The organism is Qipengyuania sphaerica (assembly GCF_019711595.1).
Taxonomy (GTDB): domain Bacteria; phylum Pseudomonadota; class Alphaproteobacteria; order Sphingomonadales; family Sphingomonadaceae; genus Qipengyuania; species Qipengyuania sphaerica.
The window spans coordinates 373,874-389,785 of the sequence record NZ_JAIGNR010000003.1 but is presented as its reverse complement, the minus strand read 5'-3'; the positions used below and the strand labels follow the sequence as shown (position 1 = coordinate 389,785).

The 15,912-nt window shown below is 64.5% G+C and carries 17 protein-coding genes; 8 read left to right on the top strand and 9 right to left on the bottom strand.

The window, feature by feature from the left end; all coding sequences use genetic code 11:
* Window positions 1-62 precede the first annotated feature (62 nt).
* Window positions 63-743 (bottom strand): uracil-DNA glycosylase, encoded by a 681-nt coding sequence (gene ung, locus K3178_RS11775; protein WP_221571609.1) that lies wholly within the window; start codon window positions 741-743, stop codon window positions 63-65.
* Window positions 744-824: 81 nt separating this feature from the next.
* Between ung and K3178_RS11770 the strand changes: the two genes are divergently transcribed.
* The 4 genes from K3178_RS11770 to K3178_RS11755 are packed head-to-tail and all read left to right on the top strand — an operon-like array spanning window position 825 to window position 3,848.
* Window positions 825-1,445 (top strand): ribonuclease D, encoded by a 621-nt coding sequence (locus K3178_RS11770; RefSeq protein ID WP_221571608.1) that lies wholly within the window; start codon window positions 825-827, stop codon window positions 1,443-1,445.
* 17 nt (window positions 1,446-1,462) lie between these two features.
* Window positions 1,463-2,131: an LPS export ABC transporter periplasmic protein LptC gene (gene lptC / locus K3178_RS11765; protein WP_221571607.1), complete on the top strand. Its 669-nt coding sequence runs from the start codon at window positions 1,463-1,465 to the stop codon at window positions 2,129-2,131.
* On the top strand, window positions 2,131-2,682 hold the full coding sequence (locus K3178_RS11760) for an LptA/OstA family protein (RefSeq protein WP_221571671.1): 552 nt from the start codon (window positions 2,131-2,133) through the stop codon (window positions 2,680-2,682). Before lptC ends, K3178_RS11760 begins: the two co-directional genes overlap by 1 nt.
* Window positions 2,682-3,848 (top strand): nucleotidyltransferase domain-containing protein, encoded by a 1,167-nt coding sequence (locus K3178_RS11755; RefSeq protein WP_221571606.1) that lies wholly within the window; start codon window positions 2,682-2,684, stop codon window positions 3,846-3,848. Before K3178_RS11760 ends, K3178_RS11755 begins: the two co-directional genes overlap by 1 nt.
* Here the strand turns inward: K3178_RS11755 and holA are convergent.
* Genes holA through K3178_RS11735 form a run of 4 tightly spaced genes read right to left on the bottom strand, consistent with a single transcriptional unit; the run spans window position 3,845 to window position 8,375 of the window.
* Window positions 3,845-4,876 (bottom strand): DNA polymerase III subunit delta, encoded by a 1,032-nt coding sequence (gene holA / locus K3178_RS11750; protein WP_221571605.1) that lies wholly within the window; start codon window positions 4,874-4,876, stop codon window positions 3,845-3,847. The two genes, K3178_RS11755 and holA, sit on opposite strands and share 4 nt — an antisense overlap.
* Window positions 4,873-5,370 carry an LPS assembly lipoprotein LptE gene (gene lptE / locus K3178_RS11745; RefSeq protein WP_221571604.1) on the bottom strand — a complete coding sequence of 166 codons (498 nt, stop codon included), beginning with the start codon at window positions 5,368-5,370 and terminating at the stop codon, window positions 4,873-4,875. The genes holA and lptE overlap by 4 nt, the downstream gene beginning before the upstream one ends.
* Window positions 5,370-7,883 (bottom strand): leucine--tRNA ligase, encoded by a 2,514-nt coding sequence (leuS, locus tag K3178_RS11740; RefSeq protein ID WP_221571603.1) that lies wholly within the window; start codon window positions 7,881-7,883, stop codon window positions 5,370-5,372. The genes lptE and leuS overlap by 1 nt, the downstream gene beginning before the upstream one ends.
* A 48-nt stretch (window positions 7,884-7,931) precedes the next feature.
* Window positions 7,932-8,375: a DUF3576 domain-containing protein gene (locus tag K3178_RS11735; protein ID WP_221571602.1), complete on the bottom strand. Its 444-nt coding sequence runs from the start codon at window positions 8,373-8,375 to the stop codon at window positions 7,932-7,934.
* Window positions 8,376-8,706: 331 nt separating this feature from the next.
* On the opposite strand from K3178_RS11735, the gene K3178_RS11730 reads away from it, so the two are divergent.
* On the top strand, window positions 8,707-9,471 hold the full coding sequence (locus K3178_RS11730; RefSeq protein ID WP_221571601.1) for a hypothetical protein: 765 nt from the start codon (window positions 8,707-8,709) through the stop codon (window positions 9,469-9,471).
* A 142-nt stretch (window positions 9,472-9,613) separates the two neighbouring features.
* Window positions 9,614-10,339: an acetoacetyl-CoA reductase gene (gene phbB, locus K3178_RS11725; RefSeq protein WP_221571600.1), complete on the top strand. Its 726-nt coding sequence runs from the start codon at window positions 9,614-9,616 to the stop codon at window positions 10,337-10,339.
* Window positions 10,340-10,349: 10 nt separating this feature from the next.
* On the opposite strand, the gene K3178_RS11720 is transcribed toward phbB, so the two are convergent.
* Window positions 10,350-11,060 (bottom strand): hypothetical protein, encoded by a 711-nt coding sequence (locus tag K3178_RS11720; protein ID WP_221571599.1) that lies wholly within the window; start codon window positions 11,058-11,060, stop codon window positions 10,350-10,352.
* Between the two features lie 95 nt (window positions 11,061-11,155).
* Here K3178_RS11720 and K3178_RS11715 point away from each other — a divergent pair, with 95 nt between their 5' ends.
* Complete coding sequence (locus K3178_RS11715; protein ID WP_221571598.1) at window positions 11,156-11,443, top strand: ribbon-helix-helix domain-containing protein; 288 nt, start codon at window positions 11,156-11,158, stop codon at window positions 11,441-11,443.
* Between the two features lie 9 nt (window positions 11,444-11,452).
* On the opposite strand, the gene K3178_RS11710 is transcribed toward K3178_RS11715, so the two are convergent.
* On the bottom strand, window positions 11,453-11,677 hold the full coding sequence (locus K3178_RS11710; RefSeq protein ID WP_221571597.1) for a hypothetical protein: 225 nt from the start codon (window positions 11,675-11,677) through the stop codon (window positions 11,453-11,455).
* Between the two features lie 73 nt (window positions 11,678-11,750).
* Complete coding sequence (murA, locus tag K3178_RS11705) at window positions 11,751-13,034, bottom strand: UDP-N-acetylglucosamine 1-carboxyvinyltransferase (RefSeq protein ID WP_221571596.1); 1,284 nt, start codon at window positions 13,032-13,034, stop codon at window positions 11,751-11,753.
* Window positions 13,035-13,160: 126 nt separating this feature from the next.
* Between murA and galU the strand changes: the two genes are divergently transcribed.
* Entirely contained in the window at window positions 13,161-14,048 is an 888-nt protein-coding gene (gene galU, locus K3178_RS11700) for a UTP--glucose-1-phosphate uridylyltransferase GalU (RefSeq protein WP_221571595.1), read from the top strand.
* Between the two features lie 79 nt (window positions 14,049-14,127).
* On the opposite strand, the gene K3178_RS11695 is transcribed toward galU, so the two are convergent.
* Window positions 14,128-15,837, bottom strand: coding sequence for a M28 family metallopeptidase (locus tag K3178_RS11695; protein ID WP_221571594.1), 1,710 nt, complete (start codon window positions 15,835-15,837; stop codon window positions 14,128-14,130).
* Window positions 15,838-15,912 lie beyond the last annotated feature (75 nt).

Here is a 15,912-nt window from a genome sequence, read left to right as displayed (position 1 = left end):
CACTGCAATTCAGGGCCTTAAGGCTGAAAATCGAGGGCGACATAGTGTCAACTGTGTCAACTTCACACCCGCCAGTCGATGGCCTCGCGACCGTGCTCTTCGAGAAATGCGTTGGTCCGGCTGAACGGCTTCGAGCCGAAGAACCCGCGATGGGCGGAAAGCGGGCTGGGGTGCGGGCTTTCGATGACGAGGTGGGGGCCGCCCTGCAGCCCCCCGATCCGCTTCGCCTTGGCCTGCGCATGGCTGCCCCAGAGGATGAAGACGCTAGGCGCCGCGCGCGAGGCCACTGCCGCGACGCAGGCATCGGTCACCGCGTCCCAGCCGCGCCCCGCATGGCTGCCCGCCTTGCCGTCTTCCACCGTCAGCGTGTTGTTGAGCAGCAGCACGCCCTGCCGCGCCCAGTTGCTCAAGTCCCCGTGGCCTGCCCGCGCAATGCCGAGGTCGGCCTCCAGCTCCTTGTAGATGTTGACGAGGCTCGGCGGCACGCGAATGCCTTCGGGCACGGCAAAGCACAATCCCATCGCCTGACCCGGCCCGTGATAGGGATCCTGCCCGAGGATCACGACCTTCACCTTGTCGAGCGGGGTCAGCTCGAGCGCCTTCAACCGGCATCCGCGCGGCGGATAGACGGTCTTGCCCGCCTCCTCCTGCCCCCGCAGCCAGCCGCCAAGCCGGCGCGCTTCCTCGCTCGCCAGCACGGGGTCGAGGACGGGCTTCCAGCTTGTCGGGACCTGCTCGCTCATGTCCCGCACAATGCGCCGCGCAAGGCCCGGCGACCAGTGGCCCCTTCCCTACTTTCCCCAATGCTCCTAAGGCCCTTGGCCATGGCAGTGCATTTCCACGAAGAAGACCTCCCCGAAGGCGTTCTCGCCGATGGCCCGGTGGCCGTCGATACCGAAACCATGGGCCTGATCACCGTGCGCGACCGGCTGTGCGTGGTGCAGATCAGCGACGGGAACGGCGACGAGCACCTCGTGCGCTTCGGCCCCGATAGCACCTACGACGCGCCGAACCTGAAGGCGGTCCTCGGCGATCCCGAGCGGCTCAAGCTGTTCCACTTCGCGCGCTTCGACCTGGCGGCGATCGAGTACTATCTCGGCGTCACCGCAGCGCCCTGCTATTGCACCAAGATCGCCAGCAAGCTGGTGCGCACCTATACCGACCGGCATGGCCTTAAAAACCTCGTCGAGGAACTGCTGGGCGAAAACATGTCCAAGGCGCAGCAGAGCAGCGACTGGGGCGGGCCGGTGCTGAACGATGCCCAGCGCGAATATGCCGCGAGCGACGTTCGCTATCTCCACCGCATGAGGGAAGAGCTCGACCGCAGGCTGGAACGCGAAGGGCGGATGGAACTGGCGCAGGCCTGTTTCGATTTTCTTCCTGCACGCGCCCATCTCGACATTCTCGGTTGGGGCGACCACGATATCTTCAGCCACATGGGCTGACCTGAGGCACGCAACGCATGGTGTTCCGGAAACGCAGGCATGAAACGCAGGAGGCGAAGCAGCTGCGCTCGCGCCGCCAGCATTTCGCTGCGCCCGGCGGCAGCCATGACAAGCTCGTGCGTTTCCTCGCGCGGTTCCTGCCGATGGGCGTGGGCGTGGTCGCGGCGCTGATGCTCATCACGCCGCTGAGCCCGCGCGGAGAAATCAGCTTCCTCCTCGACCGCAACGAAGTCGCCGTCATCAACGAGCGACTGCGCGTCGACAATGCGCTTTATCGCGGACAGGACGAGCAGGGTCGGCCCTTCTCGCTGACTGCAGGCGAGGCGGTGCAGAAGTCGAGCATCGAGGGCATCGTGCGGATGGACGATCTCGTCGCGCGCATGCTGATGAGCGAAGGCCCCGCGCGCGTCGAGGCGCAAGGCGGGCAATACGATATCAACGAGGAAGTGGTGGCGGTGAACGGCACGATGCGCATGGAAGCGGCCGATGGCTACCGCATGCGCGCAAGCGGCGTTTCGCTCAACCTCAAGGACAAGACACTCGAAGGGGCGGGCGGGGTGCAGGGCGCAGTTCCTGCAGGGACCTTCCGCGCGAACCGGCTCGATGCCGATCTCGACGAGCGCCGGATAACACTCTCGGGCAATGCGCGGCTGCGCATGGAGCCCGGCAAGCTGAGGATGCCATGATGAAGCAGCATTTCCCGACCATGGCCAAGAGCGCCCTTGCGGGCTTTGCCCTGACCATCGCCGGTTTCGCCGGGATGCAGCTTTCGGCGCAGGCTATCGCAGGGCACAATTCCAACGCGCCCGTGTCCTATGCTGCCGACCGGATCGAATTGCAGGACCGCCAGAATCGCGTGGTCCTGTCGGGCAATGTGCAGATCACGCAGGCCGGTCTCAGCCTCAATGCGGCGCGCACCATCGTGAACTATTCGGATGCCGGCAATCTCAGCATCCAGCGCATCATGGCGACGGGCGGCGTGAACGTACAGCGCGGCAACGAGCGCGCGCGCGGCGATACGGCGGTCTATGATTTCAACCGCCGGATCATCACCATGGCGGGCAATGTGCGGCTCAACCGCGGCGGGGATACGCTCAATGGCGGGCGGCTGGTGATCGACCTTGCCAGTGGCGTGTCGAGCATCGACGGGCGTGCGAGCGGGTCTTCGGGCGTCACCGGATCGAGCACCAATTCCGAAGGCCGCGTGACCGGCACCTTCTCCGTTCCGGAGAACTGATGGCCAAAGCCATGCAGCGGGCCCGGATCGGGCGGGCGCTGCTGGCGCTGTGCGGGCATCGCGCCGATGAGGCGGAGGGCCTGACAGAGGCCGAATGGGCCTGTCTCGACGAGATGGCGGAGGAACACCGCCTGCGCCCCTATCTCCATGGCAGGATGACGCGGGGTGAGATTGGCGACATTCCGGCGACCGTCGCTGCCAACTGGCAGGCCTCGCATCGCCGGAATGGCATCGTCGTCCTCGCCCAGCGACGCGCACTGGCGCAAGCCGTAGCGGCGCTCGGCGAGCAGGGTATCGGAGCCGTAGCGCTCAAGGGTTCGGCGCTGGCGTGGACGGTCTATCCCGCCCCCGCCGAACGGGAGATGCGCGATATCGACCTGCTGGTCGCGGAAGCAAATGCGCCCGGCGCCTACACCGCATTGCAAGCGGCAGGTTGGCAGGCACCTGCGCTGGGCGAAAGCGAATTGCGCGACTTCGCGCAGACCGAAACGCATTTCCCGCCGCTGACCTCGCCCGAGCGAGTGGTGTGCGAACTCCACGCCCACGCATGGGGCAGGCCTCCACTTCCCGGCTCGCCCATGCCAAAGCGCGATGATGCGGGAATGCTCGGCAATGCGCGGCACAGCGAGGCGCTGGGGGCCGCGATACCGTCGGGGCAGGACATGCTCGCGCACCTCGTGGTCCACGCCGCCTGTTCGCACTTGCTCAATGTCGGACCGCAGGCTCTCATAGACATCGACCTGTGGTCCGCCCGCAAGCCGGTCGACTGGCCCGCCTTCTGGGAGCGGGCAAAGCGAGACGGGTTCGACCGTCCGGCAGCGCTCGTCTTCGCGCTGGTCGAGCGATGGCGGCGCCTTGGCTTCCTTGCCGAGACGGGCTGTCCGCACGAAGTCTCGCCAGAAATACTCGACGAGGCGGAACTGCTGCTGGTGCAGGACCTCGGCCAGCGCAAGGACGTGAGCGTGATTGCCTCGCTGTCGGTTGCCAATCTCGCAGGCCGGACCGCCCAGCACCCGCTCGATCGGGCCAGCACGAGGGAGTCGGTTATCGGCCGGTTCGGCCAGCTCGCAGGCCGGGCAGCATCGCTATCGAAAAGCCTCCTCTCGCCGGGCACGCGCCGCGATGGCCGCGCGACGGCGCGCTTGCAGAAATGGATGGACGGTTAGCGGCGACCTGCGCCTGCAACGCGCGCGATGCCGGTCAGGCCCTGCGCCAGCAGAAGCTCGGAAGACTGGCTGTTGGTCAGCAATTCGCGGTGCAGCTCGGTCAATCGCAGGGTCAGCCGGTCGAGCTTGGGCCCGCGCCAGCGCTGCACCTGCTCGGCAATCTCGCGCTCTTCCTTCCAGAAAATGCCGAGCCGCGCCTTCTCGCCCTTCTCGAGATCCTGGTAGCGCCGGTTGCCCAGCGCAGCAGAGATCCGCGCCAGCTGCGCCGCACGCCGCTCGACCGCAAGCAATGTGCCGACCGGATTGAGCCCGATCTGCTTCATCCGCGCGATTTCGGTGGCGACCTTCGGCCCCTGTCCGGCAAGCACCGCGTTGACCAGCGACGCGAAGCCGTCCTCCTCAGTCGCCGCGCCGATCGCATCCAGGTGCTCCATGGTCGCAGGCTTGGGCGATTGCGGGCTGGTGTCGAGATAGGTGGCGAGCTTGGTCACTTCGCTCTGCGCCAGCCGCACGTCGAGATTGGCACCGCGCGCAATCCGCTCCGCCACTGCGCTGTCGAGCCGCACACCCGCAGCATCGCCCATCGCGCGCACGCTTTGGGTAACCGAGCGCAGATCGGGCGGATAGAACATCGCCACCAGCGCATCCTTGCGCTTTTCGAGCAGCTTGGCGGTGCTCGATTTGTCGGTCGCCGAAGTCGCGACGATGATCACGGGGCAGGCCTCGCCATGGCCGAGAAGGTGGTTGCCGATCGCATCGAGCGCATCGTCACCGGTCGCCCGCACGAAGATGTGGCGCTTGTCGCCGAACAGCGAGCTCGAACGCGCCTCGTCGCCAAGGATCACGGGGTCGCGGCGCAGGTCCGCTCCGGACATATCGACTCGCTCGCCGGGATCGGGAAGCATGGCGATCAGGTCGTTGGCCGCAGCGGTGGCTCCTGCCTCGTCCTGCCCGCAGAAATAGAACACCGAGCATTCGCGCACCGCATCGCGCGCCTTGGCGGCGAAATCGCGGCTGGTGAGCTTCACCGGTTACGCAGCGTCAGTGCGACGCGCGTCACGATCCGGTCGGCGATTTCCCTCGAAAGGTTTTCGAGCGCGGTATTTTCGGCCGCGATAGTGGCATATTCGCTGGACACCACATCGATACCCGCGTCGGCGCCCTCGGTCGCATCGAGGAGGACTTCGCCGGTCTGCGCATCGTAGAGCTGGTAGCGTGCCCGCAAGGTGCGCCGTTCGCGGCTGACCGTGTCGTCGGCCAGCACGGCGAGACCTTCGAGGCTGTCGTCGAGCCGCACTTCCAGGCGGTAGGGATAAATCGTTTGGCTCTCCCGATCGCCCGCCGCGCCGAGCCTGTCGACGAGCGCCTGCCGCACGAGCCAGCCGGCCTTTCCCTCTATGGGCGTTACGTCGACTGCGCGAAGGCCCTGTGCAACGGTGCCGTCGCTTCCGCCTGCATACATGGGCTTGAGCCCGCAGGCCGAAAGCGCAAGCGCGCCAAGGAGGATGAGAAGCAACCGCATCAGGTAACGATATTCACCAATCTGTCGGGCACGACAATGACCTTGCGAACTTCTGCACCATCGAGCGAGCGCTGCACCTTCTCCGATGCCAGCGCCATGGCCTCGAGGTCTTCTTTCGAAGCGCCTTTGGGAGCGGTGAGCGTGTCGCGCAGCTTGCCCTTGTGCTGCACGGCGATGGTGACCTCGTCCTCGACCAGCAGCGACGGATCGACTTCGGGCCATGCGGCATCGGCGACCATCCCGCTCTGGCCGAGCATGGCCCATGCCTCTTCGGCAAGATGCGGCATCATCGGTGCGACCAGTTGGACGAGCGTGCGGATGGCGGTCGACCGGCTGGCGGAAGCAGCAGCCTTCTCGACCGCGCCGGTCAATTCATAGATGCGCGCGACAGCCTTGTTGAAGCCCAGGGCTTCGATGTCCTCTGCCACCGCGGCGACGGTCTGGTGCGTCTTGCGCATCAGTACCTTGTCCTCGCCTTCGGCTCCGGCCTCAAAGGCCGAGAAAAGCCGCCACAGGCGATGGACGAAGCGGCTGCACCCTTCGATCCCGGCTTCAGACCAGGGAAGGTCGCGCTCTGGCGGGCTGTCGGAGAGCATGAACCAGCGCACCGCATCGGCGCCATAGGTGTCGATGATGGTGTCGGGGTCGACGACGTTCTTCTTCGACTTCGACATCTTGATGACGCGGCCGATGTCGACCTCGCCGCCATCGGCGCTCAGCAAGGCGCGGTCGGCCTCGCGGCTGATCTCGTCGGGGGCGTAATAGACCGTCTTGCCACCCTCGCGGCGGGAATAGGTCTCGTGCGTGACCATGCCCTGCGTGAACAGCGAGGCGAAAGGCTCCTTTACCTCGATCTGGCCCATATGCGCGAGCGCGCGGGTCCAGAAACGGGCGTAGAGCAGGTGCAGGATCGCGTGCTCGATGCCGCCGATATATTGTTCGACGGGGAGCCACTTGGCGACTTCTTCTGCGTCGAAGGGCCTGTCATCGGGCTGGCTGGCAAAGCGCAGGAAGTACCACGAGCTGTCGACGAAGGTGTCGAGCGTGTCGGTTTCGCGCTCGGCCTTGCCGCCGCATTTCGGGCAGTCGACATGTTTCCACGTTTCGTGACGCAGCAGCGGGTTGCCCGGCGTCTGGAAGTCGACATCCTCGGGCAGGGTGATCGGCAGACTGTCCTTGGGCGCGGGAACCACGCCGCAGGTGTGGCAGTGGATGAAGGGGATCGGCGTGCCCCAGTAGCGCTGGCGCGAAACGCCCCAGTCGCGCAGGCGCCAGACGGTCTTGCCTGTCCCCCGGCCCTGCTCCTCGATGCGGCGGATGATTTCGCGCTTCGCGTCCTCGACATTCATACCGTCGAGGAAGTCCGAATTGACGATCACGCCTTCGCCCGCTTCGGCCTCGCCATCGAAGGGTTTTGAAGCCTCATCGACGCTCGGCGCCACGACGCGCGGGATGGGGAGGCCGTATTTGGTGGCGAATTCGAAGTCGCGCTGGTCGTGGCCCGGCACCGCCATGATCGCGCCTGTGCCGTAATCCATGAGCACGAAGTTCGCGATGTAGACGGGAAGGTCCGCGCCGCTGAACGGGTGCTTTGCCGTGATGCCGGTATCGAAGCCGAGCTTTTCGGCGGTCTCGAGTTCGGCAGCGGTCGTGCCGCCCTTCTTGCACTCGGCAATGAAGGCGCGCGCCTCGTCGTTGTCGATGCCCTGGGCGACCGGATGGTCTGCCGCGACCGCAACGAAGCTGGCACCGAAGATCGTGTCGGGGCGCGTGGTATAGACCGGCAGCTTTTCGCCGTTCGACAGGTCGAAGCTGAATTCCAAACCCTTCGACTTGCCGATCCAGTTTTCCTGCATCAGCCGGACCTTGTCGGGCCAGTTCTCGAGACTGCCGAGACCTTCGAGCAATTCCTCGGCGAAGTCGGTGATCTTGAGGAACCACTGGTTTAGCTTGCGCTTCTCGACCTCGGCGCCCGAGCGCCAGCCCTTGCCATCGATCACCTGCTCGTTGGCGAGCACGGTCATGTCGACCGGGTCCCAGTTGACCTCGCTTTCCTTGCGATAGACGAGGCCCGCCTCATAAAGGTCGATGAAGAGCGCCTGCTCGTGACCGTAGTATTCCGGCTCGCAGGTCGCCAGCTCGCGGCTCCAGTCGAGCGCGAAGCCGAGGCGTTTGAGCTGCGCCTTCATGTGTTCGATATTGTCGCGGGTCCAGCCGCCGGGATGCACGCCCTTTTCCATAGCGGCGTTTTCGGCCGGCATGCCGAAGGCATCCCAGCCCATCGGGTGGAGCACCTCGTGCCCGGTCGCCTTCTTGTAGCGCGCGAGCACGTCGCCCATGGTGTAATTGCGCACGTGGCCGATGTGGATGCGCCCCGAGGGATAGGGAAACATCTCGAGCACATAGCTCTTCGGCTTTGCGGAATTGCTGTCGGCGCGGAAGGTCTGCGCCTCGTCCCAGGCGGCCTGCCAGCGTGCGTCGGCTTTCGCCGGTTCGAAACGGGTATCACTCATGCGCACGCCTGTAAGGATTTCAGGCGCGAATGGAAGGCGTTTGCTGCCTTAAAGAGCCTGGCGACGAAGCTCGCGTGCCTTGGTGAGGATGATGTCTTCCAGCTTCTGTACCGTGGCGGCCTGGACCGGGGCATCGACCCATGCGCCACCCTGGTTGACCTGCCGGCTTGCCGCGACACGCAGCGCATCGGCGCGCAGGTCGGTATCGAGGATCGAGACGGTCATCTTCACACGCTCGCCCGGGTTCTGCGGATTGGCGTACCAGTCGGTGACGATCACACCGCCCGACGAATCGGCCTGCAGCAGCGGAGCGAAGCTGACCGCTTCGAGCGCCGCGCGCCAGAGGTAGGAATTCACACCGATCGTCGAGACCTGCGCTGCGGCCAGATCCGCGCGCGGGCGTTCGCTCTTCGCGCATGCCGCAAGGCCGATGCTGGCCACGCCGAGCACGGCAATGGCGGCGGGACGGCGGAAATTACGGAATGCGGTCATGAACGATCCTTGGTTCGAAAAGCGTTTTGCGGCTCTATAATGGCTGGGCGGACAGGGGCAAGCATTGCCTTAACCCTCTCTCCGCACCAAGGGGCATAGACGCCTCTCGCGGGTGAACCCCTCCTGAATCCCCGGCGGGCCTGTGTGCGCAGGGCAACACCTTATCCCCTATCGGGACGCGGCCTGTGGAAAAGCTGGCCATCGACCTGCAGCAAGCGTAGCTTTCGAAACTTGAGCGAGTCGTTTGGCGACATCGTTCGGGAACCGTTAAGCGGGACATGCCTTAAACTGGCACGGACACCCGCAATTTTGGGGATGCAAGAGGCGTTCGATGGGCAAAGGTTTGAACAGCAAGGGCAAGGGACGGTTTGCACCGGCCGTGCTCGCTGTCGCCGGTCTCGCGCTTGTGATTCCCGGTGCCGGCCTTGCTGTCGGTTCGCCCGAAACTGCGGCCGCCTCCGCCGATCTCGATTTCCTTCCGTTCACGCCCGCAGGCGCCGATCCGGAACTGGCGCAGAAGGTTGCCGCGCTTGTCGGCACCGATGCCCTGCGCTTCACCCCGGCGAGCAAGCCTGCTCCCGCGCGCGATCGTACGGTGAATTTTGCCGTTCGCGTCGACGCAGCCACGGCTAAGACCCTTACAGGCCGCCGCGATCTCGAAGCGGACGTCAAGGCAAGCCCGGTCGAGGCTGGGCTTCCTGTTGCACCGACACGCTACAACCTCGGCATTGCCCGCGGTTACCAGAGCTTCGCGCAACCGACCCGCAGTGTGACCTCCGCCGCGGTTGCAGAGGAACTGCGGGACTTCGCCATGCCCGATCTGGGCAAGTTCGATGGCAAGGAAGACGACGGCAAGCCCAGCCGCTTCCAGTCGCGCATCGCCCTCGAACAGAAGGGCAATGCGGGTAGCGCACCGCTCACCCTCGAAGGTGCAGGCACGCAGCGTGTCGACCTTGGCGGTTCCTATCGCCTTGGCCGCAATCTCGACGTGACGGCAGGCGTGCGCATCAAGCAGGATCGCGATCGCCTCTCGCCGCTGACCGACGGCATGGAAGACGACCAGGCGGTCTACGTCGGAACGCAGATCCGCTTCTGATCCGCGCGGGCAATGCGCCCTCTCCCTTTCCCAAGAATACGATTGATTGCCTCCGCCCAAAGTCGGATTGCCTTTACCTTGCTGGTTTTGCACGCCTAAGAGGGTCGTGACGCTACGGAACAGGCGCAAGGAGAGAGGATTTATGGGACGAGTTGCCATCGTGACCGGGGGTACCCGAGGTATCGGACGCGCCATTTGCGAACGCCTGCGCGACGAGCGCGGCTGCACCGTCATTGCCAATTACGCAGGCAATGACGATGCCGCGAAAAAGTTCACCGAGGAAACCGGCATCGCGACGATCAAATTCGATGTCGGCGATTACGATGCGGTGCAGACCGCCTGCAAGCAGGTCGAGGAAGAACATGGCCCGATCGATATCGTGGTCAACAACGCCGGTATCACCCGCGATGGCACTCTCATGAAAATGAGCTACGAAGATTGGGACGCGGTCATGCGCACCAATCTCGGCGGCTGCTTCAACATGGCCAAGGCGACCTTCGCCGGCATGAAGGAGCGCGGCTGGGGCCGGATCGTCAACATTGGCTCGATCAACGGCCAGGCCGGCCAGTATGGGCAGGTCAACTATGCCGCGGCCAAGAGCGGCATTCACGGTTTTACCAAGGCGCTGGCGCAGGAAGGCGCGCGCTTCGGCATTACCGTAAACGCCATCGCACCGGGCTATATCGACACCGACATGGTCGCCGCAGTGCCCGAGCCCGTACTGGAGAAGATCGTCGCCAAGATCCCGGTCGGAAGGCTTGGCCAGGCGAGCGAAATCGCCCGCGGGGTGAGCTTCCTGTGCTCCGAGAACGCCGAATTCGTGACCGGTTCGACCATGAGTATCAACGGCGGTCAGCACATGTATTGATCGGGTGGCGCTATTCCGGCCCTCGCGGGTCGGGGCGCCATTTGCCGCTCTTGCCGAGGCGGCACCACTGGGTCGACGGTGAGGTCGCCTGCTCGCCCTGTTCGAAGCGGGTATAGCTGACCTGCCGGCACTCGCGCGTGCCGTAGGTGACGGTTTCGCTCACGAGCACGTATCCCCGCTGTCCCTGTTCGCGCCAGAGCTGGGCCTTGCCGCTGCGCAGCGCGCGCGAGGTCTCACGATCGACCGACCCGGCGGGAGGGCCCGCGAAACGCGGACCGCTTGCTTGGGTCGGAGGCGAGGGGAATTCGAATTGCTGCGGCCCGGTTTCCATCTGCGGAACGTCTTGAAGCGGCGCTTGAGCGGAGTTCTTGCCCGGCCGCTCGTTCGTGGGAGCCGGGCCTACCGGGTCTTCCGGCGCTGCAATCGTCGTCTGACCCCAGACGAAATTGTCATCGCCCTCATCCTCAGGCACCGGTTCGTCCGTGCGCTCGAGCCGCTCGTACTGGTCTGTCTGGTCCAGGTCATCGGAAAACAGGTAAAAGGCGAGCACTGCCGTCGCGATGGCGGCGCCGCCGAAAAACAGCAGCAACCAGCCGCTCATCCGTTCGCGCCGCTCGAGTTCGGCCAGTTCCTCGGCAGAATAGCTGCCCGGGCGCGGAGGAAGCGCGCCCGAAGGCCGGATGCCTTCGCTTTCGCCTTTTCCCACGTCCTTTTCGCTCACTTACGCCGGTCCCCTCGCATTTTTTGCGCTCCTAGCGGACAACGCGCGGGCGAGCCAATGTTTCATTGCGTTCGCAGGCATGGCACAGGAAAGCGATGACGACGCCATATCACCCGCCGGTCAAATATTCGGTGCGCATCGAAGGGCATCGAACCTCGATAAGCCTCGAGCCGGTGTTCTGGGATCTGCTCCGGTCGGCAGCCGCAAGGCGCGGAGTGGCGGTCAATACGCTGGTGGCAAGCATCGATGCCGAGCGGATCCGCAGCGACACCCCGCCCGGCCTGGCGGGTGCGATCAGGGTTTGGCTGGCGACGCACGAACTTTTGCCTGCCCACGGAAAAGGCGACGGAATCGCTTCCGCCGCCCCTTCGAATTCGGATTAGCTTCCCGGCTTAGTATTTCGCCGTGGCGTCGCTGGCCGGATAGGTTTCGTCGAGCGCTTCATCGGTACTGCTCATCGCGTCGTGCGTGGCGGTCGATTCCGCGCCGGCATTGCGGAACTGGCCTTCCGGCTCTCCGCCGGCGAAGGCGACACCGTTCTTGTCGGTCCGGTTCTTCTCGTAATAGCGATAGCCGGCATAGCCGAGGGCGCCGAGTGCTGCGAGCTTGAGGATCATGGGTACTTCCCTTTCGAATAAATGACTTACACCAACCAACGGTTGGCGTGTCCGAAAGGTCCGTTGGCGATGCCTAGTCGTCGCCCACCCGTTCGATATCTGCGCCCACGAGCTGCAATTTCTCTTCCAGCCGCTCGTATCCGCGATCGAGGTGGTAGAGGCGGCGAACGGTGGTCTCGCCCTTGGCGGCAAGGCCGGCGATCACCAAGCTCATCGAGGCGCGCAAATCGGTCGCCATGACTTCGGCGCCGGTCAGTTCGACCGGGCCCTTGACGACAGCCGTGCGGCCGGTGGTCTCGATATCCGCACCCATACGTGCCAGTTCGGGGACGTGCATGAAACGGTTTTCGAAGATCGTTTCCTTCAGGATGCTGGTGCCTTCGGCCTTGCACAGCAGGCTCATCAGCTGCGCCTGCATGTCTGTGGCGAGACCCGGAAAAGGCGCGGTGGTGAGGTTGTAGGCCTTGAGCGGGCCATTGGCCGCGACCTTCACACCTTCCTTCGTCGTCTCGACTTCGACGCCGATGTTTCGCAGCGCGTGGAGCGTCGAACCCATGTCGCCTGCATCCGCACCGCCGAGCAACACTTCACCGCCGGTGATGGCTGCAGCGCAGGCATAGGAGCCAGCTTCGATACGGTCCGGCATGACGCGATAGGTCGCGCCGTGGAGGCTTTTCACGCCGTGGATCGTGAGTTCCGATGTACCGATGCCCTCGATCTCCGCGCCCATCGCAGTGAGGAGATTGCACAGGTCGACGATCTCCGGCTCGCGCGCGGCGTTGCGGAGGATCGAGGTGCCGTTGCACAAAACCGCCGCCATGACCGCATTCTCTGTCGCGCCGACCGAAACCACGGGGAAATCGAATTCGCCGCCGGGCAGGCCGCCATCGGGCGCGCTTGCCTTCACATAGCCCTGCGCCAGCTCGATATGCGCGCCGAAGGCTTCGAGAGCCTTGAGGTGGAGGTCGATCGGGCGGTTTCCGATAGCGCAGCCGCCGGGCAGCGACACGGTCGCCTCGCCGGTGCGCGCGAGCAGCGGACCGAGCACGAGGATCGAGGCGCGCATCTTGCGCACCAGGTCATAGGGCGCGACCGAGCTGGTGATGCGCATCGCTTCGAGCGTCACGTTGCGCCCGAATTCCTCGGGTCGCTTGCCCGGGATCGTGTGGCTCACCCCGAACTGCGTCATCAGGTGCTGGAAGCCGTCGATATCGGCGAGCCGCGGCAGATTGCGCAGCGTTACCGCCTCTTCGGTCAGCAGCGCGCAGGGAATGAGCGTGAGCGCCGCATTCTTCGCGCCCGAAATGGGAATGGTGCCGGAAAGGCGGTTACCGCCGCGTACGAGTAGTTTGTCCATGGGCCCCTGCCTTAGTCTTCGCGGGAGGCTTGGCAAGCGTCATGCGCCTGTCATCCATCCCCTCCATTCCCCGCTAAACCGCCAAGCGATTGACCTGTTCCCCCCTTGGACCTAACCCGCATCCCCATGAGCCAGCACAAACCCATCAAAAAGGCCGTTTTTCCCGTCGCGGGGCTCGGCACGCGCTTCCTCCCCGCAACCAAGGCGATCCCGAAGGAATTGCTCCCCATCGTCGACCGTCCGCTGATCCAGTATGCGGTGGACGAGGCGCGCGAGGCGGGAATCGAACAAATCATCTTCGTGACGGGGCGCGGCAAGACCGCGATCGTCGAGCATTTCGACGTGGCCTTCGAGCTCGAGACCACCATGGAAGAGCGCGGGAAGGACATGAGCGTGCTCGAACCGACCCGCGCCACGCCGGGCGACATCATCACCGTGCGCCAGCAGGTACCGATGGGGCTGGGCCACGCCATCTGGTGCGCGCGCGCCATCGTGGGGGACGAGCCCTTTGCCATCCTGCTGCCCGACGAACTGATGGTCGCGAACAGGGGCGGGACCGGCTGCATGAAGCAGATGGTCGAGGCCTATAACGAAGTCGGCGGAAACCTCATATCGGTGCTCGAGGTGCCGCGGGAAGAAGTCTCGAGCTACGGCGTGATCGCGCCGGGCGGAACCAAGTCCGATACGCTCACCGAAGTCACCGGCCTGGTCGAAAAGCCCCCGGTGGCCGAAGCCCCATCGAACAAGATCATATCCGGTCGCTACATCCTCCAGCCCGAAGTCATGCGCACGCTCGAAGGTCAGGAAAAGGGTGCGGGCGGCGAAATCCAGCTGACCGACGCCATGGCCAAGATGATCGGCAACCAGCCGTTCCACGCGGTGACCTTCGAAGGCAATCGCTACGACTGTGGAAGCAAGACCGGTTTTGTCGAGGCAACGCTTGCGCTCGCGCTCGAACGCGAGGACATGGGCGCAGAAGTTCGCGAGATCGCCGAAAGGCTGCTCGCGAGATAAATATAAATTACCCCAAGACTGATAAAGGGCCGGTCCGCGTGTGCGGGCCGGCCCTTTTCCTATTCGCAGTCCTGCCTGGCTAGACTGCCCCGCAGGCAGCTCCTTCGGCAGCGCAGGTCTCGTCGCGCGTGCCCTTGAACTCGTCGCCCTCGTTCCAGTTGGGCCAGCTCGTGCTCATGCCCATCATCCGGCCGAGGCGATAGAAGAGCTGGAGATCGGCCATTACGCCCGACCAGTCCCAGTTCGGATCGTATTCGTCCTTGGGTCCGTGGTAGCGGTTCTCGCGATAATCCTTCGCTACAGCAGCACCGGCTTCGGTGCCCCCTTCGACCAGGTCCTCGCCACCATCGACATAGAGCATCGGCACGCCGCGCTTGGCGAAGGCGAAGTGGTCGGAGCGGTAATAATAGCCTGCTTCGGGATTGGGGTTGGGTGTCGACACGCGCCCGTCGGCCTGGAGTGCAGCCTCGAGGAACTGGTCGAGCTGCGACTTGCCCGGCCCGACCACGGTCACATCCTTGCTCGGCCCGGCGATCAGGAATGCGTCCATGTTGATGCCGCCTACCGTCTGGTCCAGCGGGAAGACCGGGTTGGCGGCGTAGTAATCCGCTCCCAGCAGGCCCGATTCTTCCGCCGTCACAGCGAGGAAGACCTGGCTGCGACGAGTCGGCCCTGCCTTCACATGCGCTTCGGCAAGGGCAACCAGCGCTGCTGTGCCGGTGGCGTTGTCGACTGCGCCGTTGCAGATGTCGTCGCCATCGTCGGCAGGCGTACAGCGACCGAGATGGTCCCAATGCGCCGTGTGGATGACATATTCCTCCGGCGCCTCGCTTCCGCGAAGAACCCCGATGACATTCTGCGATTCGAAAGTGCGAATGTCATTTGCGAAGCTGGTCGATGCAGTGAGGCCCAGCGGAACGGGCTTGAAGCCCTTTCGCTTGGCCGCAGCCATCAGCTTGGCAGCATCCTGGCCGGCCGCTTCGAGAATTTGGCGGCCCGCCTCATTGGTAACCCAGCCGTTCATCACAGTGAGCGGAGGCGCATTCTCGCCGCGCTGTGCATAGGCCTGAGGGCCGGACCAGCTGCTTTCGACCACGTTCCAGCCATAGGACGCCGGTTCGGTATCGTGGATGATAAGCGCGCCCGCCGCACCCTGGCGCGCTGCTTCTTCGTATTTGTAAGTCCAGCGGCCATAGTAGGTCATCGCCTTGCCGTTGAACGGGCCTTCTAGGGTCTCGGTGCCGAAGTCTGCGTCATTGACGAGAATGACCGCGGTCTTTCCGGCCATGTCCACGCCTTCATAGTCGTTCCAGCCCTTCTCGGGCGCATTGATGCCATAGCCGACGAAAACGAGTTCGCTGTCTTCGAGGCTGGTCTCGGCATCCTCGCGATAGGTCACTCCGACCCAGTCGCTGGCATAGTCGAAGACAAGGTCATCGCTATGGCCTTCACCCACCGTAATCGTCAGCGGGGCGAAATCCTTGCCGGTGATCTCGACCAGCGGGACGCGCTGGACCCAGCTGCCGTTGTTACCCGGCTCGAGACCTGCGGCCTCGAATCGCTCGGTCAGCAGCGCGACGGTCAGTTCCTCGCCTTTCGTACCGGGCATGCGGCCTTCGAACTCGTCTGAAGACAGGCGCTCGGTGATCGATTTCATCGTCTCTTCGGAAATATCGCCGCTGGCGACGTCCGGAATGTCGAGACCGGCGCTGCCGGCGCGTTCTTCGACATCGTTGGAGCAGGCGGCGAGCAGCAGGGCAGTCGCTGCGACCAGGGAATTGCGGATCATTGGGGGGCAACCTCTCGTTTGCGTGTGTCCGTGGCGCAGGCTTGTTGCACTCGTGCGCACGCGGCGCAAGCTTGC